We start from the raw sequence: 25,636 nt of genomic DNA, 5'->3' as shown, positions 1-25,636 counted from the left end.
GATCTGAGCTTATTTTTGAATTGAAATATCAGAATTCGATTTGGTCTCGGTAAGCCCGAAACTCCGATTCAAAAGACAGTTTAGGTAGGAACCCTGAGTTCGAACTCGAGATTTCCCTTTTCTGTAAGAAGGACATAGCGCCCGTTCAATTTATCCGTCCTTGACCGAATATCGGAAATTACGAATTCAAACTTATCTTCGTTGGAAGTCCCGAATCCGCTCTGTGAAATTCTTAAAAGCACTGAAGTACCTTCTCTCCCCCAAAAAAGGTTAATTTTTTCCTTCGTTCCTTTTTTCAGAATCTTCCCGGATACCTCGAGGAATATTTTATGCACTTGGAGACATTGGTCGATCCGCAAGGATTCGGATATGTTCTGAATTTCGACATGCAGATCTCCCGAACTCGGATTTTCCTTGAGAAATTTCTTCAACTCTTCTTCCACTAATTCGGTTTTCGTTCCCTGGTAATTCATTAGAAAAACCATGTCACGAACGTTAGTCATTGTGTCGCTTAGTTCGACTTTCAATTTTTGGAAGGACCGATCGTTCTTCTCCTTCGATTCCAGCTCGTACATCAGAGATTTCAATTCGGAATCCATATTGCGATTAATTTCGAGTGCGGCCTTCGCTTTCTCCTCCGCGTTGTGCTTCAATTGTTCATTATATCGAACCTGCAAATCCGCGAAGTCTTTGGATTTTTCCAAATCCTCGGTAAATCGGACCGAAATCAAATATGAATTAAATATGATAAATCCGACTAACCCTACTGGAAAACTATATGGGAAAAGAATATAGACTTCGAACAACCCGTAAGTCACGTCGTTTATCATCGCTACGACCAAAATCAAACCCGACAAGCAAATCTTTTTGGCCTTATTTTCGCCCGCTTTCCATGCTGATCCGATCCCGTAGAGTAGAATCGCCGTATATATCGGGGGAAAATACATAAAAAACGAATATAAAGTGACCACATCCGTTTCGCTCAAAATCGTAATAGCCGCCGTAAACAAAACGGTCGAGCTCATTGCTACGAGCATCCACTTTTCTTTGTATTGACGAGGATACATTTCCCGCATCATCAAGTAAATGATCTGAAAGAAAGAGACTTCGCAAAGAAATTCCAATCGAATTCTTAAGTCCAGCGGAAATTCCGGAATAAGCGAATATTGTATATTAGAAGTTATGAAAGTATAAAATGAAACCAATAGGCAAAAGACGGCGAAGAAGGCGGGAACGTAATCCTTACGATAGGAAGCAAAAAAGACGATATGATATAAACCTACCGAAAAGATCACGCAGATCAAAAGAGTATCGCGAAACGCATCCGTTAATCCGCTCGTAAAGAGGATGTCGGCGCCGCCGAGAAGAAACCCGTTTCGGATTCCTCCTTTTAAAAAATTTCCTCGATAATTCGAAACATTAACGATCAGATCGAATTCAGATTCTTTAATCGGAATGTTTCGAATGACGGGATGGGCGATAAAAAAAGTTCCCGCAGAATTCTCTCCGGTAATCCCATTCGCAAAAACCTGTCTGTTTCCCAAATATACAGAATAAATACCCGGAAGCCTGGGAATTCGCAAGACAAGATTCTCCTCCTTTCCGCTCAACCGTAAATGAAGTTTATATGATGCATGCCCCATCAAAGGAAAGTGATGATCGTAATCTCTCCAAATTCCGGGAACGGTTTCGTATTCAGGCGGCTGTTGAAATCCCTTCCCTGGATAAAAGAGCTCCCCCCATCTAAATTCCCACTGCCCGGCTAACGGAATGATATTACCCCAAAGATTCGTATCCCGTAAATCGATGACTCCCTTGACTGCACGAACATTCGGAGTCCCACTCCCGGAATCAACGCATGACACGGTGCAGACTAGCAAAAGCATAGCAACCGAAATTAATAGAAGTTTTCTTTGATCGTATTTCCGGGAAAAAAGGCGCACTATCCAAATCCATGCTTAGAAGCGGGGAAGGCAAATTAAAATTTCGTCGCGAAAAACTCTCCCGAAACGGACACTCGATAATCTCTCTGGACCGAGATAATCTACGTAATTCGATGAAGAGACGAATAAAAGAGCGAATGATTTATTTAAGAAAGCTATGTTACCCAGGGGATAAAATTATATTTTCTTTCTGGATCTCTCGACTTTAAAAGCGATTCCTTGCGCATTTATCTTTGCGTCGAACGATACGAACTTTTGTTCCTTAGCACCGTAAAAGATTCCACGTTTTTCTAATTGGTCTTCGATATAAGAAAGTACTCGAGCTTCGCAAAATCCGAGCAACGATTCTCCTTCCAAATCGGTTTTACCGGCGGAAATTAGAATATGCTTCATTGTTTCCAAGCCTTCTTTCATTTGGTCAGCACCTGATTTCATGTCGGTCCAAACTCCGAAATGAGTCAGATAAGCTTTCTCCGCTCCGCTCCCTATAATTTTATCGATGGATATAAGGGCTTCTTCCGGATCGAAGTCCGTTGGAGTTGTCGAAGGATATAAGACGGGTTCGCTTCCGTTTCGAAAAATCCCGTAGCCAAGGCCGAAAGTATCACCGGTGAAAATTCCATTCGTTAAAGAATCGTAAATGCAAAAATGATGATTAGCATGCCCGCGAGTATGGATGAATTTGAGAGTCCTATTTCCCCAAACCAATTCTTCCCCATCGTTCATGATACGAACCGACGATTCCGGGACCGGTTGGATTTTTCCGTACAATTTGTAGAAAGCTTCCTCTCCATACACTTGAATGGAACTCTTAATCAGCCGCTCGGGATTTATGAGATGTGGAGCCGCCTTGGGGTGAGCAAGAACTTTCGCATTCGGACAATGTTTGATCAGCTCGCCCGTTCCTCCAGCATGATCAAGATGAACATGGGTAATGATAATATAGTCCACTGCTTCTTTTTTCAAACCCTGGTCTTCTAAGGTTTTCAGAAGTTTGGGAACCGCGTAGTTAGTATTGTTTTCTACGAAGGCGGCGCGATCCCCCTCTCTAACTAAGTAGGCACAGGCTAATCCTTCTTCTATATATCCGCAATCTATGGTTAAAACGGTTTCTGCCATTAGTCTTTCGCCGAAGTTTTATGAATCATGATCTAAATTACGTCCACCGCAAAATACGTTACGTCGTCAGGCAACCTGAATCCGGCAAATTCCCGCAGTGACGATAGGATGGATTCGTTTAGATTTCTAGGACTTCTATTGAACGAATCCCGTAATAAATCCAACAATCGTTCTTCTCCGAACATCTCTCGTCCGGCATTTAAAGCTTCGGTTATTCCGTCCGTATAAAAGAAAAACCTATCTCCTTTTTTTAAATCGCGCTTCCAAGTCCGCAACACGATTTCCTTTCTCCATCCTAATATCGGCCCCCTGCCCTCCAGGAATACGGGTAACGAGGAAGAATCCGTCAATACGATCGGGGACGGGTGACCTGCTAAGGAATATCTGATTTCACCTGTTTTAGTATCGAATAAGGCCGCCACGGCGGTGATGAAATTCTTTTCTACGACAGGAACCATTCTCGCGTTCAAGGATGTCAGAAGATCTGCCGGCTCCGGATGCCGCGGAGCTAATTCCAAGAAACTTATCTTCAACATGGAGGCGATCAGGGCCGCTGAAATTCCGTGACCCGCTACGTCGCATAATAGAAATTGCACTTGTCCGTCCCCGTAATCGTGAAAGTCGAAATAATCGCCTCCGATCTTTTCGACTGGAACGTATACCGAATTAACGCTTAACCCTGCGATTTGTCCGTCCAATCCGGGTATCAATCTGGATTGTAATCCGCCGGCGACTAATATCTCTTCGTTTAATATTCTATACTGTTTTTCCAACTCGTGAGTTCTGCTTTGAACGAGAGTCTCTAAAGAATCATTCAATTTCTTTAAATCCTTTCTAGCTCTCGCATTTTGGATGGAAATTCCCATAATGCCCGAGAATAAAAAGACTAAGAGTCCGTATTGGGAAAAGAATTCGTTTTTGCCGGTCAACAAATCGACGGCAACGTCCGTCACTCCTAGGACTGCGGCGAACAACGCTCCCAACAAAACCAAAGTCGCTTCCGCACTTTTTCTAAATTGAGAGGCAAGAACTCCAATTAATGTCGGAATTTTTAAAACCAGTAAGACTTCCCAAGCGTATACGAGCATAATTCTCGAATCGGGATTGAAATCGTACAACTGGAGGAATCCGAGAACAAGGTCTCCCAAAAGAATACATTTGGCAAAAATTCCAAGTCTCCTTTCGAACATCGCATAAACGAAGAGAAGTAGGAAAGCAGGAAATAAGGTTTGGCAGAAATAGAAGACTCTGATAATTAATTCGAAGGATAGCCCGATATAATGAGTCTTGTTGAGCAGGGTTCCTCGCCAGCCGACAAAAATTATCGCGGATAAAGCGAGATAAAGACTCGCGTTAGAGTATCGATTCAGGAGATACGCGATCGCTTGTTGTACGAAAATGCCTAAAAATAAAACGGCAATCACAACTTGGAATAAATCCTGGTATATCAAATCCTCCTTTAACGAATCGTAATCCCCTACCTTCGGAGTTCCTCGAAAAAGGCCGCAAAGGAATAAGGACTCTCTGCATTCGATCTCAACTTCTAAAAGATTTTTCCCCGGGCGAATCAAGTCCGTCGGAATTGCGTAAAGTCTTGGGCGAAACCAGTACGGAATGTAAGGCTCGAAACTCCCGGTTTCTCCTATCAAAGAACCGTTCCAGTATACTTTATCGGCGGATTGGATTCTGTCCAAATGAATGCCTTGCGTAAATCCTTGCTGCAGTTTAGGATATTCAATTTCTACGCGATATACTCCATGAACGGGAGCGGGAAATCCTTGGGATCTTAGACTTTCTCCTGGATGGATGGCAGTCGGTCGTTCCGCTCCCTTAACCTGAAATGTCCAGCCGTCTACGACCGTGCGAACCGGAACAATCGACTCACCCAGGACGGAACAGACGAATAGCAGATAAATTCCAATCGTTTTCAGCATGGCAATAGGGAGCGTAAGCTAAAGAGTATTGGACCTAAATCAAGGCTTTTTCGTGCCCAGATACAATTCTAAAATTTTCTTTATACGGGCTGGAGTTCCAGGTCGAGCTTTTGATCTAAAAACTCGGAGGGGATCGAAGCGAGTGCATCTCGCAGAAGCGTTGTCGGAGGATTCTGATGCATTCCTTCTGTGAGAATACGACGGTATATTCTAGAACCCCTCACTTCATGGAAGGCACCTAAGAGATGCCTTAGTATTCTACTCGGCTTTTCGCCTTCCTCGGTCCGTTTTTGAATGTATTCCTGCATTTGATGAAAAATTTCCCGACGAGTAGATCGTATTTTTCGCTCCCCGAAAAATCTCTGATCAACGGTAGAAAAGAGAAAGGGATTTTCATAAGCCGCTCTCCCGATCATAACTCCATCTACCTTCGTTAGATGCTCGCTTGCGATATCCAAAGTCCGGACACCCCCATTAAGCTCTAATTTCAGATTCGGGAAATTACGTTTTACTTCATATACGTCGTCGTATCTTAGGGGCGGAACGGTTCTATTTTGGGCGGGACTCAACCCTTCAAGAATTGCGATTCTTGCATGTATAGTGATCCTCGTTGCCCCAGCCTCGGAAACGGTCCTTACGAATTCTAGTAGATCTTCGATGCGGTCTTTTCCGGGGATCCCTATTCTGCATTTAACGGTGACAGGTAAGCGAACTGCAGAATTCATTGCGGCAATGCAATCGCTCACACGCTTTGGATCCCCCATTAGACAAGCTCCGAAATTTCCTTCCTGAACTTTATCGCTAGGACATCCAACATTTAAATTAATTTCGGAATAACCATATTCTTCTCCGATCCTCGAGGATTCGGCTAACTTAAGGGGATCGTCTCCGCCCAATTGTAAAGCGACGGGGTTTTCTTGAGGATGAAACGAAAGATGTCTACGAGTATCCCCTCTCAAAATCGCACCCGTCGTAACCATCTCGGTATATAAGAGAGTCTTTTTTGAAATCAGACGTAGAAAAAACCGAAAGTGTCGGTCCGTCCAGTCCATCATCGGTGCGACGGAAATCGGATATGATAGCGGCACTTTCTGAATTGGGCTCATATCGGTTCCTGAATACGATTTTCAGAATTCGATTGTAAACGTCAAGTCGCTAGAAATCCGCTTGGATTAACGAGATTAATCCGGATTTTAGTCAGTAATGACTGCAAGGAGACGAAATACGGAGGTTCGAAAATGATCGAATGGAAGGAAAACGGCACACCTGTTTCCACCGAATTCGATGATATCTATTTCTCGCCCGAAGACGGCTTAGCCGAAACCAAACACGTATTTTTAGACGGGAATCGACTGGAATCCCGTTGGCGTCGGGATTCGTTTCCGGATAAAAAACATTTTGCGATCTTAGAATTGGGATTCGGGACTGGGCTTAATTTCTTTGCGACTTGGAATCTTTGGAAAAAATTAAGAATTCATAATAAACTTTCGATTCTTCGATTCGTTTCCTACGAGTTATTCCCGCTCACCGAACGAGAAATAAGAAGAGCGATTTCGCATTTTTCGGAATTGACCGAAATTCTTTCTATTTTTCTAAAGAGGTATTCCCTCTTAACCCAAGGTTGTAATTCTTTTCTTTTTGAAGAGGAAGGGATTGCCCTAGACCTTTGGATCGGAGACGCTAGAGAGCTGTTACCCGAAACTTCCGGTCGATTCGATGCCTTTTTCCTGGACGGATTCGCTCCGTCTAAAAATCCGGAATTATGGGGAATACCGATCTCGAATCAATTCTCCCGTTTGGCGGACCAAAACTCCACGTTAGCTACGTTTACAGTCGCCAGAATCGTAAAAGATTCTCTTACGAACGCCGGGTTTACTTTGGAAAAAATTCCCGGATTCGGGAAGAAGAGGGAGATGTTGATCGGAACATTCAGAAACGATCGGAGCTTACCACCCGAGCAGATTTTTATTCGAAGGTTTCCTAAATCGCCACTTCCAAAAAAAGTTGTAGTAATCGGAGCAGGACTGGCCGGAGCAAGTGTAGCTCGTTCTTTTGCGATACGCGGCATCGAAGTGATTGTCCTGGACGACTCTTCTCCGAATCGAGCCTCGAATATTCCGAAAGCGATCTCACATCCGCATATTACAAAATTTAAAAGTCCGACGAGTCTCTGGACAATAAGGGCATTTGGTCATTCGCTCAGGCGCTATCAGGAACTTCTGCCGAAAGATTCGTATGAAATACCGGGTACGCTTCAGCTTGCCGGAAAAGATTTAAATTGGGAAAGAATCTCGGAAGGGATTCGATCGCATCAACTTTCGATCGAAATCGCCAAACTTCAGGAAGATGCGACGAGTTCTTATCCTTCATTACCGCCGGGCTCGCAGGGAGTGATATTCCCTTCGGGGTTTTGGACCGAAACCCCCGAATTGGTTTCAAATTTATTAAAACATCCTAATATATCTCTTAGAACGATTCATATTTCCGACATACGATTCGATCAGAACGAATGGAAAATTTTATCGGAAGAGAATGAAATAGAGACTTCTCCTTGTTTAGTTCTGGCGAATTCCAACGGAATCGAATCGCTATTATCGAAATTTTTCGGAGAACCACTTTTCTTTTTATCGAAAGTCAGAGGTCAATTACTGGAGCTTTCTACGGAAAACGAGAATGAGAGCGATCCGATTTTTGTAGGGGAACATTATATAACTCCGAGCAAGAATAAGATTAGAGTATTAGGATCCACTTTCGATGAGTTCGACTTAGATCCAAGCCCGCGAAGCAAGGATCGGGAAAATTTATTGAAATACGCGAAAGAGCTATTGCCCGGCGAAATATGGGACGGTGAAAAAAATCGGATTAGCCGGGAATTCGTCGGATTCCGCTCCCAGACGAAGGACAGATTTCCGGTACTTGGAGAACTGCATGATCCTGCAACGTTTCGAAAAATTTACGCCGGCGCGGGTCTTCCAAAGAACCGAGATAAAAGGATTTCCGTTCCAGATGCGGTTCCGGGACTCTATGTATTTGGCGGGTTAGGCTCAAGAGGCGTTCTCTCTTCTTTGATTGGTGGGGAAACTCTTACTTCCATCGTCTTGGGAGAACCCTTACCGATCGAAAATAGCTTGTACTCGGCATTGCATCCCGCAAGATTTTTATACCGAGCTATCAGGAAGAAGGAGGAGAAATAGGAAAAATGAAAACTTCTACAAAACGATTGCCTCTTCAAAAGAAAGACGATTGGAGAAAAATCCTGAAAGCCTCCTTCGGATTTGCCGAATTTCGCCCGGGTCAATGGGAGTCGATCGAGTCCATACAGGAAGGACGGGATGTCCTATCGATTCTCCCGACGGGCGGAGGAAAATCCCTCATCTACCAACTACCCGCCTTCGCTCAAAAAGAATTTTTAATATTAGTCGTATCCCCGCTCATCGCTTTGATGAAGGACCAAGTGGATAGCCTGAAAGGAAAGGGGTTAGAAGCCGCATATTGCAATTCTACTCAAGATGAACTTGAGCAAATTAGAATATTATCCGGTGCCGCAACCGGAAAAATAAGAATTCTTTATGTTTCTCCCGAAAGAGCCACATCGCGTTCCTTCCTGGATCTCGTCCCAAAATTACCGTTGGGCCTAGTCGCAGTTGACGAAGCTCATTGCGTGTCTCAATGGGGGCATGATTTTCGCCCCGAATATCGCAAGCTCTACACCTTAAGATCCTCTTTTCATGAAAATATCCCTTGGGTCGCGTTAACCGCCACCGCTACCGATCGAGTAAAGAAGGATATTTGCGATAGCCTCGGATTGAAAAATCCAACCTCTGTTCAGGGAACATATTCCAGACCTAATTTAAGATTCAGAATTCAGTTTCCGGAATCCGAAAGAGACAAGGAGAAGGAGCTACTTTCCATTCTAGAAACCGGCAATTTTCGCAAATCGAATTCGGGTAAGGCGATCATCTATTGTGCGACCAGATCGAAGGTCGACGATGTTTACGAAATGCTAAAGAAGTCAGGATACAAGGTCGGAAAATACCACGCCGGTCGAACCGACTCTAGCCGCGAAAAGACTCAGGACGGTTATACATCCGGCAAAACGAACGTCTTAGTGGCCACTAACGCTTTTGGAATGGGTTTAGACAGTCCGAATGTTCGATTGGTCTTACACTATCAGGTTCCTTCTTCGATTGAAAGCTATTATCAGGAAGCCGGTCGTGCGGGACGGGATGGAAAAGATTCGGATTGCGTTTTATTCTTTCATACTAGCGATTTGAGCATCCAGAATTTTTTACTCTCTAAAGAAGCGAATTACAAAGGCGGAGAAACGTTACTCTCTCACGTGAAATCTTACGCATCTTCTTCGGTTTGCAGACAGCAACTTCTATGCGGTTATTTCGGAGAAACGATCGAACCTTGCGGAGTTTGCGACTCCTGTCTTGAAAGCGATCCTAGCGATCGTGAGAATTTTTTAGAACGAGAACGAATCAAAGCGACAAGGAAGAAGGAGAGAGAATCTCATATTTTCGAAACTAGCGAGATTCAATCTGCAGAAGGTCTATTGGCGGAATATCCGGCTAAATTCGGCAAGAAAATCATCGCGAGCACATTACGCGGTTCTAAATCGAAGGATATTCTTCGGCGTCGATTGGATAGATCGAAATTTTACGGAAATCTCTCGCATATACCGGAAGAATCCATTTTAAAGCTCTTAGAGGATTGGTTAACTAGTAAAAAACTTTTAATTAAAGGCGATAAATATCCTAAGCTCTATCTCGCATCGGGCGGAAAACCCTCCTCAAGAGTGAGGAGTGTCGAAGGACGGGACGGTAGCGTTAAAAAAATTTCCCTCACAGGGGAAAAACTTCTCATTAAGGAATTGAAAAATTTTCGAGATCGAATCGCCCGGAGGCGAAAATGGAAGAAATTCATGGTTCTTCAAAATCCGGTGTTAGTTCGGATTGCGGCGCAAAAACCTTCGACGCTGGAAGATCTAACTCTGATAAAGGGAATGGGAGATTCTAAGGTAAACCAGTACGGAAAGGAAATTCTGGAAATTATAGAAAAGTTCGGTTGATGATTGCACGACCAACCGGATGTGAACGAAAGTAATTTATATTTCCAGAATATTCTTGCGACTGAAAATCGTTCGGCGGTAGTGAAAAGTCTATAAATTTAGAAACTGTTCCTGATCCGGAAAAAGTGACCCGGCAAAGCCATCCTCATTTATTTCGTGAATTTCCGTTTCCGGATGAGAGAGACTCAAACCTAATAGGCGAATCGGCGAAATAGAAGATCCTTGATCGAGCAGGAACTCCTCTAAGAGCTCCTTTCCGAATGAAAAAAATTCCGTAGCAGACGTCGGTGGAATCGGCAATGTTCTACTTCTCGTTTTAAGAGTAAAATCCGAAAACTTAATCTTCAAAGTGATCGTCCTACCGGGAAATGATTTGGACGAAAGCCTCCTCTCAAGCTCGATCGCAAGATCCTTTAATTCCATCAAAAGGTCATCCGTCTTTTCCAAATCTATCGCAAAGGTGGATTCCGCTCCTAAGGACTTTCGGATCCTATCGGATAAAACCGGTCTTTGATCGACGCCTCTTGAAATAGAATAGTACCAACGTCCTGTTTTTCCGAAATTCTTAATAAGAAATTCCAACGATCGGCGTTTCAGATCGCTACCTTTGAAGATCCCAAGAGCATGCATCTTTTTTAATGTAACTTTTCCGACTCCGGGAAACGTCTCGACATTCAGAGATTCTATGAACGTTTCCGTTTCCTCCGGTCGGATTACGGTTAATCCGTCGGGCTTCTTAAAATCCGTAGCGACCTTTGCGGCAAATTTATTAATCGCCACTCCGGCGGAAGCGGTCAGATTCGTTTCGGCTTTAATCCTGGCCCGAATTTCCTTCGCAATTTCGGTCGCAAACGGGATCCCTTTTTTATTCTGAGTCACGTCCAAGAAAGCTTCATCTAAGGATAACATTTCGACCAAATCAGTATATTCTAAAAATATGATTCGAATTGCGGTCGATACCTCCTTGTAAACTTGGAATCTAGGAGGAACAAAAATTGCGTCGGGGCAAAGGCGATATGCCTGCGAGCATGGCATTGCGGAACGAACCCCGAATTTCCGCGCTTCGTAACTAGCCGCACATACCACTCCTCGGGAGTTGGGAGGACCTCCTACCACCAAGGGCTTTCCTCGGTATTGCGGGAAGTCCCTTTGCTCCACGGAAGCGAAGAAAGCGTCCATATCGATATGTAAAATCTTGCGAAGCACTTGCTTGGAAAGTCATACTATACATATAAATAGTTATGTCAATGCTATTCCATAGTTCGTAAGTAGGTTAATACGTAGATTTCTTCCGAACCGTTTTCTCTTAAAATCCGACTCGCTTCGTTAACGCTCGCACCAGTCGTAAAGACATCGTCCAATATCAAAACCTTTTTCGGGCATTTTCCGATCCATTCTTCCCGGATCGCCCAAGAATTTCTGGCATGAAAAAAACGGTCTGCATAACTTTTTCCGGCCTGTCTTGTTTTGCCCATTTTTTTTAGCGGATGAATACAAGAAAGATTCAAAGTTTCTTCCGTACGAAGGAGAAGTTCCCGCATCGGAGAGAACGGGCGAGTGGGAACCGTTCCGAACCAAGGTGGAGATGAACTTGGTAATAATAGATAAGCTTGCAATCCGACGTTTTTAAAATTTCTTAATACTTTCCTTGCACCTAAGCTTAGAAATAAAGAAAGTGGATAGGCCGATTGTTTTTTAATTTTATTTAATGCTTCCGCAAGAAGATCGGTTCGCTCGTGCAAGAAAAAAGCTCGCGTAAAAAATACGTTTCTAGAAAGACAATAACTACATTGTCCGGCCTCGATCTTCCAAGAACACACGGGACACTTCGGGTATTTCAGAGTATCCTTTGCTAAATTAGCACATTCTTTACACAAACCCGAGTGACGGGAAAAGAAATCTTCCCGGCCGCAAATCCCGCATAGAATCGGATAAAAGTAATTTAAAGCTTCGTAGGCAACCTTTCTAATCATACCCTATTACGGGTAAAGGATCGAAATGATAGCGAATTTTTTCCGAATCACCGAACTACTAAGATTTCGGATTCCTCTTCTTGACCCATAATCCGTAAAGAACCCCTACGGCGAATCCTGCTATAAGAATGATTATTACTTTCCAATCCAAAATAGTATCACCTAAAAAATCTTCGAACGCCTGCGGATCTCCGGCGAGATATGCATCGTATTGCAAACGAAATCGGCAAAATCCATTCTCGAAAGTCGGTCCTCACGCATAGGGTTTCCTTTTTCATATCATTATTATTCCAATATATAATCCGGCTCCAAAATTCTCGGACAATAAGTAAAAATCGTTCCCAAATAATGCCTGGCTAATGAATGAAATAACCATTCTCCCGCAGATCGTTTTACGTCCAAAAAATTCGAATTCGCAAAACCGTTTCGTTCGAAGAACGAATCCAGACTCCAATCTTCCTCTCCCGGCAATACTTGAATTTTCAACATCGCATAAAAAGCGCCCGACCCCGGATCGAAACGAAAGACAATCGATCTCCCTCCTGCTGGATTGCGTATCGTAAATGTCGCCCATCCTCCCTTCGGCCCGGATTCTTCGGATTTCAGTTCGTATAATTCGTACTGAAATTCTTTTTCATCGCCGAAGAATTCCCTGTAAGTAGTCCTAAACGCCTCGGAAAACTGCAGCTTGGTTTGTAAGAGAGGATCCTCTTCAGGGTTCATACGGTAAGAATTTTGTAGGGAAACGGATTCTTCAATGGAAAATCAGGGAAGAGTTTCCCCTAAAATTGTTAAACGAAGCTTTCGACTTTTAACGGACTCTTTAACCTACCCAAAACAATGGGTAGCGTTTTTGAGGGGCTTCAAATTCCTTCAAAGCTCCGTCGATGATGCAAGTTCGCTTATTTTCATTTCCGAAATTGCAATCGATGGAATAATCCGCCCTTTTTGATCTTTCTATTAAAGGAATCACATAGGGGATCTTATGAAAAATTTCATTTTTGGAATACTCAATCTTTTCGCGAAAGATCAAAAGGTTTTCTCTCTTTTTCCCGATGTAGATGGAAGTCACACCTTCTCTTTCATTCCTCTCAAAGAAATACACGACTCCCTCGGCAGTTATCATTATCGTGCGAAATAAACTAGTATTATCGTCAGCATATCCTAAAATTTCCGGTTCAAAAACATACACTTGCCCGTTTGCGGAAGCTCCGTGCTTCGTCCCGAAATCCTTGATATCCGAACTCGAAATAAATAATCCAGAAGTTTCATCATCGCCAAGATCCAAAATTCTTTGAAGCTTATTCTTGACAGAATGTTTAAGTAGAATAGGAAAACCTTCCATTCCTTCTCCTAAGATTTGCTGCCGACCATCGACCGAGCGATAAACTATTTTATTACCCTTTTTTAAAGTCGCAAAATGAATTTCATCCTCGTTTTCCGAGGCCGAAAGTAAGATCGGTAAAAATATCAAAATAGCGAAGAGTCGTTTCATGGTCCACCTATCGGACTTTTATCAGAGAAGCTCAACGTCCCACCCCATATTTTCTTATCAATCCGCCGCTGATTGTTCGAGTTAATTTTGCGTAAAACTGGATGAAATAGTCTGGAAATTATCAATTAGGACGATATTTTTATACGAAAGAAGGTTTTAAAATCTTGAAGTTGTTCGAAGAAACAAAATATTTTTCAATCGTCTTATTCATTTACATTTCCCCCTTTTTCTCCCTTCCAAGCGAATCCGAAAACACGCAAATCTATAAAGAAATTATTGTGCAGGATTTTGAGCACGAGAGCTTCGGTCCCGAAAACATAAAAGCGAAGCTGGGACCTGATTTTACCCCTGAAGTCAGAATTTCATCCGTCTTGCGTACTCCGGAAAGAGATTCGACAAAATCTTTGTATGTCGAAGTGACTGCGGAAAAAAATCAGTCCTTTGAAATCCTTTTTAATACCCCTTGGGTATCCAACGACTTTGTGAAAGAATTCCGCTTTCATCTTTATGCGAACGAAGGTGGAGGCTCCCTATACATGTTGGTGCGCGATTCTACGCTCGATATTAAGAAAATATTAATTACTCATTTTCTATTTTCCGGCTGGAAAGCGATCGACCTGGATATCAGCCGTAAAGTTCGGCAGGATGACATAGTCTCTCACAAACATTCCGAACTGACTTTTTTAGGCTTCTTATACGAGGCGCCGTTTGAACGAAAAAGAGGAACAAGAGAAATCTTTGTGATCGACGATATTCTCGCCAAAGTTCGCCCCAAATATTTACTGTTTCCTTCCGAAAAGACTTTGGTGAAATAAATATCATACAAAAACTTCGTCGGAGTTCCTACGAACGATCCTGGCAAAGAAAGAAAAAGAATTTCATCCCGGCAGTGGATTTTGGGACAAAATGCCCCGCCCTTCCTGGGCGGGGGCTGGAGCGCAGCGGCGGTACCCGGCACGTATTTCACAAAATTTAGAATATTACAACCATTTTATGTTCAAAAATTATGTTGGAGCTCCCACAGATTTTTTCCTTTATTTTCAGTGGACGGATCCGATTTTCCGTGATATAAAAAGCTTCTTCGCGAGAAACCGCCTCCATCCCCCGCCCAGGAAGGGCGGGCAGAAAAAACCGGACAACCGCTATACGAGTCCCATATCCAGACGGATAGGATAATCATTTCTCCTTCGCTCGAAATATTCCCAATCTCCGAGTGACCATGCCTCTCTTAAAAGACCATCTTCCTTTTCCAGAAAAGTTTCGGTCTTCCAATCACTATCAGCAATAAGAAAGTTTTCTATCGGAGGAAGCGGACCGTCTTTGTACAAAATGCAAAGTTTTTCCGCCAATCTATAAGTACCGAGTAATCGACCGAGCTGACTATAGCCTGCGATATGCGGAGTGAAAATGGAATTCGAGCATTGTGAAAGTTTTCGAATGAGATCTCCTTTCGGAGGCTCCGGATCAAAGACGTCGATCACTTTCGAGATATCTTCGCGGGAAATAATTTCCTCGAAAGCTTCCCGATTCAAAATTTCTCCGCGACTGGTATTCAAAACTAAAGCTCCGCTTTGTAATCGGATTGCTTCCGTCTTCGTAAACATTCCCGATGTCGGATAAGGAGTTTCGAAAGTCAAAGGAACATGGAAACTTATTATTTCACAATCGCATACTTCGCTTAGCGAAACGGACGCTTCTTTGATATACGGATCACTATAAACGAATCCGATTCCGTAAGAAGAAAGAATCTTTGCAAACGCTTTACCCGTATTTCCGAATCCGACTAGGCCGATCTTTTTTTTTCTCAAATCTTCCGTTGAGAAAAAGGATCGAATCCCTACCCAACAATATTCGCCAACCGATCCCGCGTTACATCCGGGTGAGTTTAGGAATATTCGGCCCGCCTTTTTCAAATCGGACACATTCACATGATCAGTGCCGGAGCTCACCGTCGCAAAAATCTTAACGCTCGGAAACCTAAGAAAGGTTTCCGAATTGATCGGGAGACGAGTGTTTGCGATCAAAATTTCAGGTCCTTCCTTAGCCACCGACTCCAGATCGTTCTTCCTATAAGAACGTGTTTCCAATTTCCGGAAATTCGCAAAAATGAATCCTGCTCCGGCGGTCCCTTCAGGATAATATAGTAAAGGAAGTGGCACCGGGATAGTTTCCGAGGAAGAGACTTTCATTCCAATATTTTTTCTTTCAAAAACATCTTGCCAAGACTGCCCTTGCGGTTACTTTCATCGCTTCGAACCGGAAACTAAATATGTTAGAACGAATCAAACAACTCCCCCGCATCGTTTGGCTATCAGCCATCGGCATTTTTTTATTACTTCTCGTCATTTTTATCCTATGGGAACCGACCTCCAAAAGCGGCGGCTTCGGAAATAGCCAAGACACCTTGGATGGATTCACAATCTCCCGAAACGATGCCGGCGAATGGACCCTTAATCCCGAAATCGTGGATACTTCGCGTAGTATTTATAAAGACGGAGAGTGGTTATCGTACGATGATATTTTAAAATTCACCGCTTCGGGCGAACTGGATCTGGTTTCGGAGCTATGGGCACTGCGCAGACGCTGTCCGGAAGGTTACACCGTCGACCAGTGCAACGAAGTAGTAAAAGCGTTTCTCTTAGACCACTATCCCGGTGCCGCAGGAGAAAAACTAATGGCGTTATTCAGAAAGTATCTCACCTACGAGCAAGTGCTGCGATCATTCGAGATGCCAAAAGATCTGAAGCAGGATGAGACGTACGAACTTATCAAAAAGAAACGACGGGAAGTATTTTCCGAGCAGGATGCCAAACTTATTTTCGGCCTAGAAGAATCCGAACGGCAATACCAGTTCGGACTTTCTCATTTTTTGAATGAAACGAAAAACGTTTCGGGAGATCAGAGGATCAAACGATACGAAAATTATAGAAAAGACGTCTACGGAAACTATTATGATACGGTAGTAAAGAGAGAACCGAAGTTTAACAAGTACGAAACGGAATTATTCCTAAGAGAGACCGACATGAATAAGATGGTAGCGGCCCAAAAAGATTCGCAGCTTCGGTCCATACGGGAAAAATATTTCGGAAAAGACGGCGCGGATCGGATCGAAAAAGTTTATAAGGATATTGAAATACAAAAGACGAAGGAATTGGAAACCGATAAGGAAGAGCAAACTTGGTTAAAAGCTAATCCGAGCGCAAAACCGGCCGAAAGAGAAAAAGCGATATCCGCAATTCGAACCCGCATCTTGGGATCTCAAGACGCCGAGGAATACGGACGTAGAAAAGCTCTTGAAGAAGATCAAAAACGATTAAATCTCAAATGACCTTCTTCCCGAAAAATCCCTTACGACTGTTTCTATCTGCGTTCGGGATTTCACTCGGATTACTTTTCGGAATGGAGCCTTTCGGTTTTTTTCTAGCCGGGGGCGTTTCCGCAATTAGCGCCTACTTATTTTTTATAGAGTTAAAGGAATGGCCGCAGAAATTTCAGATTCTTTGGCTATTGCTACTCTCTCAAATTTTAAATTTCACCATATTCTTCTGGATTCCATCTTCGATCTCAGCCATCTCGGGAGCGGGGGGATTTATTTCCTGGATTCTCTTTTTAATCTACGGTTTTTTTTCCCACGTAAAACTATTTTTGTCCTTTTATGGCTGGAAATTTTCCGTCGACCTCTATAAGAAATATCGCAATAACAAATCGGAACTTCTTCGCCTAGAATGGTTCCTATTTCCGATTTGGGGAATCATAGGAGATATCGTAACGCCGCAATTATTTCCTTGGTTCTGGGGAAATTTGGCCGAAGGGAATCTGTCTTTCTCCCAGACCGCCGCCGCTACAGGAGTATACGGAGTGGGCTTCTTCCTTCTCCTGGGCGGCGCAAGTATTGTTTCATTACAAAATTCAAATTTACGAAAACTAGGCATTCTCGGGATCGTGTTCTTCGGACTTATATGGACTCTCGGGGGATATCGATTATTAACCGCCCCCGATTATAGAGTACCGAATACCACACCCAACGTGGAAAACAATTTGCTTAAGCTTTCGGCGATCATGATTCAGCCGAATACTTCCCCTGCTAAACGTGAATTTGCGGAAAATCCCGAGTATATCGGGCAGGCGATGAGTAGAAATCTGGAAATGGCTTTATCCTCTTCTTTGGAGAATGTCCCGCCTCCGGATCTTATCTTTTTTCCTGAATCGGCGATTCCATTTCATGGAACTGACCTGAATCCGAATAATGTTTCGTCGGGTGTATATTCTCCTACATTTCACGGACTCGTATTATACTTAACTTATAAAACCGGAGCGGATTTATTATACAACGAATTAAATCAATCCGATGAAGGATTGAGAAATCAAGTCACTTTGATCTCTTCCGAAACGAGAGAAATGCAACGTTATGATAAACGTCGCCTATTAGCGTTCGGCGAATATTTACCGTTCGAATCCGCCTTTCCTATCCTAAGAAGTCTATTTAAAGAAACATCTAGGTATGTCCAAGGTGGAAGTCCTAAACCGCTTTTAGGAACGCGCTCGTTTTACCGTGTTCGGCAGCCATCCCCGCCCACGCCACAGGAAATTTCTGCGATCCAAACTCCGGGAAACTTTCCTCCTTCAGCGAATTCCTCTTCTCCCGAAGATAGTGTTCAATACCAGATCCTACCGCTGATTTGCTACGAAGCTATGTTCCCTTCACTTGTGATAGATTCGATTCGCGAAGCTCGCAAAAATGAATATACGATTTTGGCAAATCCTACGAACGATTCTTGGTTTTCGTCAAGAGTGGAAGCCTGGCAGCACGCTGGTACTTCCCGTTTTCGAGCGATAGAATTCGGTTTAAGCTTTGTCCGACCGACGGTTAGCGGGATCTCCTTCGTAGTCGATCCGTTTGGCAGAGCCTTGAGCACTCCTATAGAATCGGGAGAAATCGGAACTAGAGCTTTTCTCTTACCGGTAACTAAACTCGCTCAGGAAGGAAATACATTTTACTCACGATGGGGCAATCTTCCGTTTTACCTCTATTCGATCATCGGTGTGATTCTATTCCCTTTTTTGAATATTTTTCTTTTCGGAAAGAGCGCAAAAAAATAGACAAATGTTTCGATAGAAAAACTAAAATAAATTATGCGAAGAAGAGAATTTCTTTCTCGCTAAAAACGAGTCGTCGAACGACTTTACAAAAGAATAAACGCCCCTGATTCACCGCGAATTGAACAAAAAAAGAAGGGGGCTTTGAACAGAGAACCGAATTTCGGATCTATTTCGACACAAAGAGGGGTGGATTTGTTACAGCATACGTTTTGTCACCTCCCCGGTATCAACACCGTCGAGGAAGGAAACCTTTGGCAAAGGGGAATTTTAAATTGGGAGTCTCTTCGAGAGGAGTTACTTTTAAAAGCTAAATCTCCCGAAGACACATATTCCAGATTGGTATTAGATTCTATCGAGTTTTCGAAAAAAGAACTGGAGAGAAATAACTGGGACTACTTTTTCTTTGCTCTTCCTAATGATCAAAAATGGCGACTCTTTCCTCATGTTCGATCTCGGCTTCTTTACCTGGATATTGAAACGAGCGGACTTTCACGCGAGGACTTTATCACGGTAGTCGGAACATATGACGGAGTTACGTTTAAGGAATTTCTGCGCGGACGGGATATGGACGACTTCCCGGAAAAGATTCACTCCACGCATATTCTTGTCAGCTATAATGGCGTAGCTTTCGACGTCCCTTTTATCGAAAAAGAATTCGGACGAAAATTTAAAAATCGACATTTCGATTTAATGTATCTTTTACGCAGTCTAGGCTATCGAGGCGGTTTAAAGGGTTGTGAGAAAGCATTAGGAATCGTTAGAAATCTTCCCTTCGAAGTTAACGGTGCGGATGCCGTAAGACTCTGGTGGCAGTATGTTCAGTATGACGATTTGGAAGCTCTCGATTTATTGTTGCGATATAATCGAGAAGACGTCATGCATCTCGAACTCTTATTCATCAAAGCCTATAATTTAAAATTACAACAAACTCCTTTTTATGGAGAAGTAATTCAGGAAGATGCTCCCTCTTAATAAGTAAGAACATCTTCGGTAATTCTATGCCGAAGCATCCCCGATCCATCGATAAGTTTCATACGGTGGTTCCGTTTCGATGACTTCGACCCACCCTTTTTCGACGAATTTTCGCACCATCGAATGCAGGATTGCCATTGCGGTATTATAGTAACCGGAATGAGCGACCTTTTCGCCCATTGCTTCATGGGTCAGACTAGAAAGATCATATTCCTTTTCCTTTAATCTGCGAATGATACCTCTTTCCAGTATCTGTAAGGTCTTAAACAATAATTTGATCGCCTTTTTCGGATCTTCAGGCTCCGGCCCATGCGCTGGTAGCAATCGGCGGATCGACATTTTAGAAATTCTATCAAGAGATCTATAATAATCCTCGAGATTACCGTCGATCTCGGCATAAATAGAAGAAATATTCTGTAAAACCAGATCTCCCATAAAGAAAATATTTTCCTCCAATATATAGGGAGTCAGATGCCAGAGATTATGACCTGGAGTGTGTAAAAATCCGATATCCCTACCCCCTGCATGAATTACATCCCCTTCCACCAATTCCACATCGAATTTCAGAATAGGTTGTATTCGATCTCCGCGACTTAAGGTCATCCGTAAATTTTCATTACCCGCTTCCAAACGAACGATTTCCCGTTTACGATCCTCGGGAGATCGGTGTCCTTTATAAACGAGTCGTTTGGAAGCTCTATTGAATACTTCCACGTATTCCAAATAATTGCCGATACCGGTGGCCATTCCTTTCATCGCATACAGCTTAGCGTCGGTATAATAACGAATCGTAAGTATTGCACTAAGATGATCCAGATGATTATGGGTATAGAAGATATGCTTTATTTTGCTTAAATTCAAACCGACTTTTCGAAGCGCTTTTTGAAGCATTCCGAGATTTGCGAGATATCCCGAATCTATTAGTGCAGGTTCTCCGTCCGGAAGAATGTAAATATTATTGGGAGCGTAAAACGGTTGGGGAATTTCGGTTTTGAGGATACCGTCTCCGATTTCGACTACCTCTGGGATTGAATCATACTTATAGACTTTCAATTAGAATCCCCTCTTAGTTTTTCTCTAAGAAAATAGGTTACTCTTTTCACGACAAGCCTCTAAATTACCCGAGCGGATATAACGCGAAAGTTCGGCTATTAATGCCAAACGCGGTTCGGCTTCTTTTCCCAGAATTCGCTTAATATGTTTTGTTTCAAAAGAGGATAGCTTTCCATCAAAGGAACAAGCAAGGCACAACAATCTCAAACAAGCCTCCTTTTCCGATTCCTCCAAATTTTGAATCAGAATCCTAAACGTTTCTAAATCGTCAAAGGTTGTCGCATCAGACGCGATATCGAAAGCTTTGAAAAGTTTTACTAGCAGATACTCTAGATTCGGGTGAAATCTTTGAGTAAAAACGACCGAATTCCCGACAGCCGATAAAAATGCCAGCTTCGCATTCGTACTTAGGAAATCTTTTCTTTCCAAAATTTGCTCGGTTATCTCCCTCGCTAAAACTCTTGAAATCAATCGAATTCTCAATTCGGAAAGAATGGAATATATAACTACCCCGTCCCATATTGCGGTGATTGGAGCCGCGATAAAGTCCGTATAGACTCGCAGCGAATTTCTCGCGAGAATTTTGCGTAGAACTATTTTTGCTAGCAAATTAGAAAGAAGAACTTTGGCTTTGTACAAAAAGGTCGCTACGAGAAAACTTCTCTTATCCGTTAGTCGTAACGGATCGATTCCCAAAAGTTTTAAATCCGGATCGGGAATTTCCAAAGCCATTCTTGCCAAAAGATTTACGTTCCCCGTCAATAGTTCAGGGTCGTCTTCCAATTCCATTCCCGCTAAACTCGTCAATCGATACGCTCCCCATAACCCGAGCTTATACAGAATATAGAATTCTAATATCGTTCCGAATAGCAGCGCCAACCCGGCGTATGTCCATTTTTCTATAAAGACGGGAGAAAGGAATTCAGGAGATTCCGGAAAAAGCTTTTCGATGAGAATGATGCCGCATGTAGTCCAAAAACCCGCGTGCGTTGCCCAAAATGTAACCCAGCGAATGATTCGGTTACTTTCCGGAAAAAAATCCGTAGGGATTTGCCCGATGTTAGGTCCGTTCTTCCTTTCTTCTTGTCGGACATAATCTTGGAGAATATTGATTCCCCATCGTTCCAAAAGACCCGGCTTATATTCGGGGAAAAAGTCTTTTCTGGCTTCCATTCCGTGACGATCCAATCCCGAAAGAATGGAATCGTCAATCTGAATGGGAACCTTAGCCGGATTCTTTAGGTCAGATCATTTGATTCCAGGCGTTATAAAACCCAGGGATTTCATTCTTGACCCTGCCTTACCGATGATTGATACTAGAACTATGGGATCCCTTACGATGCTCGACCGACTCGCGAATCTGAAAAAAAAACAACTATATCTAGTCGGCAGCCTGCTACTTTTTACTCTCTCCTGCGAGCACCACAACTCGACTAAATCCGACTTAACGGTAACTTCTACGGACGGTTCGGTCAACTTTAGCATTCACGGGAGCTTGGATAAAACCAAAACTCCTAACTGCGGAACCGGATCTCCGTATACGGCAAGCAGCACGACAGGTGGGACCTCGACGACTACGACGACTACATCGACTTCGTCCGGTTCATCGAATACGCAATTTACCGTAATCAGCAGGCTTTATTATACGACCGGAGATTACGTTTATTTAAAGTTCCTGTATGATAGTACTCAAAACCAGGGACAAATAGATTCCCAACAAGGATTCTCTTATTCGGGAAGTTTAACCGCAAAACCTCTTGTCGCGAATTACGGAAAAATCGCCTGGGGCGGAAGCGGTGTGCCGATAGATACGTCCGTATCCGGTTCTCAAGCGCTTTCCTATTTAACGGTGACTCTCGATCTGGTCGGGAACGTCGTAGCCAGTGGGAGTGCCGGTTTGTCCCTCACACAATGTTATACCGTCGACTTTATCAATTGTACTTCGGCAACTTCGTCTAGTATGTGTTATACGCAGAATGGACAGCAATGTTTCAATTCGCAATCAGTATCGGGTGTAAGCGTTTCCATTAAAGGAGACGTAAATTGCACTAGCCAGTCGATTCCTGCAGGAACTTCTACAACCACCCAATAAAAAAAAGGGCTGCCCATCCCTGCGGCAGCCCGACTCTCTCTGCTAACTTTGAAATTATAGAATTACCGTTTTATGTGATTCTGTTCGTTTATTAAAATTCTCTCTTTGACAACTGAACCTTCTGAAATTCAAGACCTAAACTCTACATATTCTTATATGGATCAAATTTCTCGGTATATGGGACACATAATAGGCATTATACGCGAAAATTTCATTTCACGAATATTTAAGTATTAGACCCTTTTTCTCGTTATTCCGGGCTAAATTATTCTGAATCGGCTCGGTACTTTGATATAAATTCCGAGAGGCAAAAGCCCTATTATTTTCGGATGATGATTGCTTATGTTTTAAAACTTATTAAACTAAAGGTATGGAAAAGACACTAAACACAGATCAGAAGTTTAGGGAAAAAGTGAAAGTAGTACACGTCGAGCACAGACAATCTAGCGGAACTCATACTCCGCAAAAGTCTGCGATTCGGAGAAAAACGCAAGAAGAAGAGCAGATACCGAATTTCTGGCTCTTTTATTTGCTGATGACGATAGGTTCACTTTTACCCGTCATCGGCGTATTATTGGCGTTCATCGTGTTTTCTTTCGCGAAGACAAAATTCTTTAAGTTTTTGCCGTTGGTTATAAGCTTAACAGCAAACGCTTATTTTTTCTATCTTCGTCAGCATTCGGGATCAGTATTCCACTTATTGAAAAACGCGGTTAATTGATTTCGATTTAGATCAAGCTTCCCGATTCTTCTAAACGGAAGAAATCGGATTCTCTGCGATCCAAAACCAGAGTCCGGGTTCTTAAAGCTCTACACTTCGGTCAGCTTCCGGAACTGTTCCTTAACCAGGGCCCCTTCAGGAGTCTCAGGGTACCCCTTTAAAAATCTCAAGAGTTCCTCGACATCAGCCTGGAATTCCTCATTTAAGGTTTTACGAATATTATACCTATTGAGCAAAGAAAGGATTACCATTTCATCCTGGCTATTACGGTCATCCTTTGCAAAAAGGGAATGAGTCAATTTTTTATCGTTCTTATCCGCGTGTTCAAGAAGCTTTAGGACAGGATAAGTATATAAACCGTTTTTAAAATCCTTTAAGGGGATTTTTCCGGTCTGTTCTCCCGCCTGAAAGTAATCGATTGCATCATCCTGTTTTTGAAAAAGAGAACCTAGGCGGATACCGAACTCATGCAATTTTTTTAGACTTTTCTTGGGTGTCTCAGCAAGAATTCCCGCTGCCTGACAGACGGCCCCGAATAACGACGCGGTTTTACCGTAGACAACTCGATCATAAATACCTAAATCCAATTTCGGATTCCGTTCCCATTCCATCTGAATAAGTTCGCTGATGGAAAGATCTTTGATAACCTGAGTAAATAGATCCATCAATGATGGTGATCCTAGACTATTTAAATGATCGATCCCGCATGCCAATAAATAATCGCCTGCAAGAATGGCCGTTTTATTTCCGAATTTAGAACCTACACTAGGAACTCCTCTCCTAGTCTGCGCTTCGTCCACTACGTCGTCGTGCAAAAGGCTCGCTGCATGAATCAATTCCGCGATTGCTCCTACGTCCGTATATTTTTCCCCTTTATATCCTAATATCCTGCACATGCAATAATGCAGGACGGGTCGAATCCGCTTCCCTCCGGAACGAATCGTATAGTCCTTAATTTCGGCGAGCAAACGCAAATCCTCGTCGATGATTTCATATAGTTTTTTGTCGAACTTTCGGACGAGGAGGTCCTTCAATCCCTTGGCTTTCACGGAGTTTCCTTGTTTCGACACTATTTCTGAATGAATTTCCCGCTCAAGCAGGAAAGCTCAGAAATGCGGAAATGAAAGAAACTAATAATCAAGGTTTCCACTTACTATCCAGCGCTAGAAGATGTCGGGAAAGGATCTTTTCCATCTCACGATTTTCCTTCTTTCGGTAGATATGTATCAAATTCCGGAACATCCTCTTTAAGATCGTGAGGGAGCTTGCATGAGTAAAATATCGATCGTGAGCTTGAAAGCCGTTAGCTTTTAAGAAACGAATGCAAGTTGAACGATCCAGCATCACGCCTCCGTGATAGGGGTCGATATACGTCTCATAATCGTTGGACTCAAAATGTAAAAGAAAATGCAACGGCATATTTACTCCGTACAATGGCAGACGAAGTCTATGAGCCACTAGCAGATAAATTACGGATAAGGATATCGGGATTCCCCGTTTCTTGATAAAGACCCTGTGCAAAAAGGAATTGTCGGGATCTTCGTATTCGTCATGGTTTCCTACGAAACCTTCCTCTTGGGAAAGGACTCGAGTGAGGAAATGCACTTTAACGTCATCCGAGGCCAGATCCTCGTTTAGATCCACGAGCTCTTCCACTCTGAGCGCGATTCGATCCAAATATGTCCTGAATTCCGGATAGGATAATTCTGGTTCTATCACGGAGGAAAGCAGAAATACCCCTTCCTCCAAATCGTCGTAGTGGTTCGGATGTCCTTTTTCAGCCAATGCCACATAACGCAGCGTTATGCGTTCCGAATGAACCTCGGGTGCAACCCCTCTCGCAAATACGCGAAGTGTCGGATCTTTTAGCTCGTCGGCGACCTCGCACACTCGAACCTGCCAGGGAATCATCGAGGCAATCTCACCGATAATTTTAGATCTTTCCGCCGAGGTTGAAAACTCGAGTTGATAAAACTTATCCTCGATCTTATCGGGTGGGAAAGGAACTGTTCCGTAAGGTGAGTCGGAGGATTGCATAGCAATAACGTGAATCTTAGAAAAGCAACGTCAATTAGGAAGTTTTTCTAACGATCAAAAAAGGATGTGATGCATAAACTAACTATGTCGTTCGTTTATGTTCGCTTTCCGTTTAGGAAAAAG

The 25,636-nt window shown here is 43.0% G+C and carries 21 protein-coding genes; 8 read left to right on the top strand and 13 right to left on the bottom strand.

Annotated features, from left to right (window positions below):
• Window positions 1–80: 80 nt before the first annotated feature.
• The 4 genes from LEP1GSC050_RS15100 to dusA all read right to left on the bottom strand — a co-directional run bounded on the left by LEP1GSC050_RS15100 (window position 81) and on the right by dusA (window position 6,102).
• Complete coding sequence (locus LEP1GSC050_RS15100; protein WP_010572051.1) at window positions 81–1,943, bottom strand: 7TM-DISM domain-containing protein; 1,863 nt, start codon at window positions 1,941–1,943, stop codon at window positions 81–83.
• A 177-nt stretch (window positions 1,944–2,120) separates the two neighbouring features.
• On the bottom strand, window positions 2,121–3,062 hold the full coding sequence (locus LEP1GSC050_RS15090) for an MBL fold metallo-hydrolase (protein ID WP_010572050.1): 942 nt from the start codon (window positions 3,060–3,062) through the stop codon (window positions 2,121–2,123).
• A gap of 32 nt (window positions 3,063–3,094) precedes the next feature.
• Window positions 3,095–4,996, bottom strand: a complete 1,902-nt coding sequence (locus tag LEP1GSC050_RS15085; protein WP_010572049.1) for a PP2C family protein-serine/threonine phosphatase — start codon at window positions 4,994–4,996, stop codon at window positions 3,095–3,097.
• An 80-nt stretch (window positions 4,997–5,076) separates the two neighbouring features.
• On the bottom strand, window positions 5,077–6,102 hold the full coding sequence (dusA, locus tag LEP1GSC050_RS15080) for a tRNA dihydrouridine(20/20a) synthase DusA (RefSeq protein ID WP_010572048.1): 1,026 nt from the start codon (window positions 6,100–6,102) through the stop codon (window positions 5,077–5,079).
• Between the two features lie 132 nt (window positions 6,103–6,234).
• On the opposite strand from dusA, the gene mnmC reads away from it, so the two are divergent.
• Together mnmC and LEP1GSC050_RS15070 are read left to right on the top strand one after the other, a co-directional pair.
• The gene (gene mnmC, locus LEP1GSC050_RS15075) at window positions 6,235–8,190 is read left to right on the top strand and encodes a bifunctional tRNA (5-methylaminomethyl-2-thiouridine)(34)-methyltransferase MnmD/FAD-dependent 5-carboxymethylaminomethyl-2-thiouridine(34) oxidoreductase MnmC (protein WP_010572047.1); all 1,956 of its coding nucleotides are present in this window, start codon (window positions 6,235–6,237) and stop codon (window positions 8,188–8,190) included.
• A gap of 5 nt (window positions 8,191–8,195) precedes the next feature.
• Entirely contained in the window at window positions 8,196–10,070 is a 1,875-nt protein-coding gene (locus LEP1GSC050_RS15070) for a RecQ family ATP-dependent DNA helicase (protein ID WP_010572046.1), read from the top strand.
• Window positions 10,071–10,160: 90 nt separating this feature from the next.
• Here the strand turns inward: LEP1GSC050_RS15070 and dinB are convergent, their stop codons facing one another.
• The 4 genes from dinB to LEP1GSC050_RS15050 all read right to left on the bottom strand — a co-directional run bounded on the left by dinB (window position 10,161) and on the right by LEP1GSC050_RS15050 (window position 13,538).
• Window positions 10,161–11,276: a DNA polymerase IV gene (gene dinB / locus LEP1GSC050_RS15065; RefSeq protein WP_020987372.1), complete on the bottom strand. Its 1,116-nt coding sequence runs from the start codon at window positions 11,274–11,276 to the stop codon at window positions 10,161–10,163.
• 44 nt (window positions 11,277–11,320) lie between these two features.
• The gene (locus tag LEP1GSC050_RS15060) at window positions 11,321–12,043 is read right to left on the bottom strand and encodes a ComF family protein (RefSeq protein ID WP_010572044.1); all 723 of its coding nucleotides are present in this window, start codon (window positions 12,041–12,043) and stop codon (window positions 11,321–11,323) included.
• 285 nt (window positions 12,044–12,328) lie between these two features.
• On the bottom strand, window positions 12,329–12,766 hold the full coding sequence (locus tag LEP1GSC050_RS15055) for a hypothetical protein (RefSeq protein ID WP_010572043.1): 438 nt from the start codon (window positions 12,764–12,766) through the stop codon (window positions 12,329–12,331).
• A 100-nt stretch (window positions 12,767–12,866) separates the two neighbouring features.
• Window positions 12,867–13,538, bottom strand: a complete 672-nt coding sequence (locus tag LEP1GSC050_RS15050) for a hypothetical protein (RefSeq protein WP_010572042.1) — start codon at window positions 13,536–13,538, stop codon at window positions 12,867–12,869.
• A 170-nt stretch (window positions 13,539–13,708) separates the two neighbouring features.
• Between LEP1GSC050_RS15050 and LEP1GSC050_RS15045 the strand changes: the two genes are divergently transcribed.
• Window positions 13,709–14,353, top strand: a complete 645-nt coding sequence (locus LEP1GSC050_RS15045; RefSeq protein WP_010572041.1) for a hypothetical protein — start codon at window positions 13,709–13,711, stop codon at window positions 14,351–14,353.
• A gap of 327 nt (window positions 14,354–14,680) precedes the next feature.
• On the opposite strand, the gene LEP1GSC050_RS15035 is transcribed toward LEP1GSC050_RS15045, so the two are convergent.
• A complete protein-coding gene (locus tag LEP1GSC050_RS15035; protein WP_020987398.1) occupies window positions 14,681–15,727 on the bottom strand; it encodes an NAD(P)-dependent oxidoreductase in 1,047 nt (348 codons plus the stop codon).
• Between the two features lie 80 nt (window positions 15,728–15,807).
• Here LEP1GSC050_RS15035 and LEP1GSC050_RS15030 point away from each other — a divergent pair, with 80 nt between their 5' ends.
• The 3 genes from LEP1GSC050_RS15030 (at window position 15,808) to LEP1GSC050_RS15020 (ending at window position 19,610) form a co-directional block, all read left to right on the top strand.
• On the top strand, window positions 15,808–16,866 hold the full coding sequence (locus LEP1GSC050_RS15030; protein ID WP_010572039.1) for a lipase secretion chaperone: 1,059 nt from the start codon (window positions 15,808–15,810) through the stop codon (window positions 16,864–16,866).
• Entirely contained in the window at window positions 16,863–18,638 is a 1,776-nt protein-coding gene (locus LEP1GSC050_RS15025; RefSeq protein WP_010572038.1) for an apolipoprotein N-acyltransferase, read from the top strand. The genes LEP1GSC050_RS15030 and LEP1GSC050_RS15025 overlap by 4 nt, the downstream gene beginning before the upstream one ends.
• A gap of 192 nt (window positions 18,639–18,830) precedes the next feature.
• Entirely contained in the window at window positions 18,831–19,610 is a 780-nt protein-coding gene (locus LEP1GSC050_RS15020) for a ribonuclease H-like domain-containing protein (RefSeq protein ID WP_040911754.1), read from the top strand.
• A gap of 24 nt (window positions 19,611–19,634) precedes the next feature.
• Here the strand turns inward: LEP1GSC050_RS15020 and LEP1GSC050_RS15015 are convergent, their stop codons facing one another.
• Together LEP1GSC050_RS15015 and LEP1GSC050_RS15010 are read right to left on the bottom strand one after the other, a co-directional pair.
• A complete protein-coding gene (locus LEP1GSC050_RS15015; protein ID WP_010572036.1) occupies window positions 19,635–20,663 on the bottom strand; it encodes an MBL fold metallo-hydrolase in 1,029 nt (342 codons plus the stop codon).
• Between the two features lie 24 nt (window positions 20,664–20,687).
• Window positions 20,688–21,836 carry an LBF_2804 family protein gene (locus tag LEP1GSC050_RS15010; protein WP_010572035.1) on the bottom strand — a complete coding sequence of 383 codons (1,149 nt, stop codon included), beginning with the start codon at window positions 21,834–21,836 and terminating at the stop codon, window positions 20,688–20,690.
• 43 nt (window positions 21,837–21,879) lie between these two features.
• Between LEP1GSC050_RS15010 and LEP1GSC050_RS15005 the strand changes: the two genes are divergently transcribed.
• Both LEP1GSC050_RS15005 and LEP1GSC050_RS15000 read left to right on the top strand, forming a co-directional pair.
• Window positions 21,880–22,755 (top strand): LIC10920 family plasminogen-binding lipoprotein, encoded by an 876-nt coding sequence (locus LEP1GSC050_RS15005; RefSeq protein WP_020987424.1) that lies wholly within the window; start codon window positions 21,880–21,882, stop codon window positions 22,753–22,755.
• Between the two features lie 412 nt (window positions 22,756–23,167).
• Window positions 23,168–23,476: a hypothetical protein gene (locus LEP1GSC050_RS15000; RefSeq protein WP_010572034.1), complete on the top strand. Its 309-nt coding sequence runs from the start codon at window positions 23,168–23,170 to the stop codon at window positions 23,474–23,476.
• A gap of 89 nt (window positions 23,477–23,565) precedes the next feature.
• Here the strand turns inward: LEP1GSC050_RS15000 and LEP1GSC050_RS14995 are convergent, their stop codons facing one another.
• Both LEP1GSC050_RS14995 and LEP1GSC050_RS14990 read right to left on the bottom strand, forming a co-directional pair.
• Window positions 23,566–24,525 carry a polyprenyl synthetase family protein gene (locus LEP1GSC050_RS14995; protein ID WP_020987707.1) on the bottom strand — a complete coding sequence of 320 codons (960 nt, stop codon included), beginning with the start codon at window positions 24,523–24,525 and terminating at the stop codon, window positions 23,566–23,568.
• 88 nt (window positions 24,526–24,613) lie between these two features.
• On the bottom strand, window positions 24,614–25,513 hold the full coding sequence (locus LEP1GSC050_RS14990) for a transglutaminase-like domain-containing protein (protein ID WP_010572032.1): 900 nt from the start codon (window positions 25,511–25,513) through the stop codon (window positions 24,614–24,616).
• Between the last annotated feature and the right edge of the window lie 123 nt (window positions 25,514–25,636).

The sequence above is a fragment of the Leptospira broomii serovar Hurstbridge str. 5399 genome, from assembly GCF_000243715.2.
GTDB lineage: Bacteria > Spirochaetota > Leptospiria > Leptospirales > Leptospiraceae > Leptospira_B > Leptospira_B broomii.
The sequence above is the reverse complement of the archived record's forward strand: the minus strand, read 5'-3'. Positions and strand labels throughout refer to the sequence as shown.

Coding starts and splice junctions, on each gene's coding strand:
- LEP1GSC050_RS14990 (WP_010572032.1), bottom strand. CDS start 25,513: ATGCAATCCTCCGACTCACCTTACGGAACAGTTCCTTTCCCACCCGAT.
- LEP1GSC050_RS15060 (WP_010572044.1), bottom strand. CDS start 12,043: ATGATTAGAAAGGTTGCCTACGAAGCTTTAAATTACTTTTATCCGATT.
- LEP1GSC050_RS15030 (WP_010572039.1), top strand. CDS start 15,808: ATGTTAGAACGAATCAAACAACTCCCCCGCATCGTTTGGCTATCAGCC.
- LEP1GSC050_RS15005 (WP_020987424.1), top strand. CDS start 21,880: ATGGGAACCTTAGCCGGATTCTTTAGGTCAGATCATTTGATTCCAGGC.
- LEP1GSC050_RS15025 (WP_010572038.1), top strand. CDS start 16,863: ATGACCTTCTTCCCGAAAAATCCCTTACGACTGTTTCTATCTGCGTTC.
- dusA (WP_010572048.1), bottom strand. CDS start 6,102: ATGAGCCCAATTCAGAAAGTGCCGCTATCATATCCGATTTCCGTCGCA.
- LEP1GSC050_RS15055 (WP_010572043.1), bottom strand. CDS start 12,766: ATGAACCCTGAAGAGGATCCTCTCTTACAAACCAAGCTGCAGTTTTCC.
- LEP1GSC050_RS15010 (WP_010572035.1), bottom strand. CDS start 21,836: ATGGAAGCCAGAAAAGACTTTTTCCCCGAATATAAGCCGGGTCTTTTG.
- mnmC (WP_010572047.1), top strand. CDS start 6,235: ATGATCGAATGGAAGGAAAACGGCACACCTGTTTCCACCGAATTCGAT.
- LEP1GSC050_RS15050 (WP_010572042.1), bottom strand. CDS start 13,538: ATGAAACGACTCTTCGCTATTTTGATATTTTTACCGATCTTACTTTCG.
- LEP1GSC050_RS15035 (WP_020987398.1), bottom strand. CDS start 15,727: ATGAAAGTCTCTTCCTCGGAAACTATCCCGGTGCCACTTCCTTTACTA.
- LEP1GSC050_RS15070 (WP_010572046.1), top strand. CDS start 8,196: ATGAAAACTTCTACAAAACGATTGCCTCTTCAAAAGAAAGACGATTGG.
- LEP1GSC050_RS15085 (WP_010572049.1), bottom strand. CDS start 4,996: ATGCTGAAAACGATTGGAATTTATCTGCTATTCGTCTGTTCCGTCCTG.
- LEP1GSC050_RS15090 (WP_010572050.1), bottom strand. CDS start 3,062: ATGGCAGAAACCGTTTTAACCATAGATTGCGGATATATAGAAGAAGGA.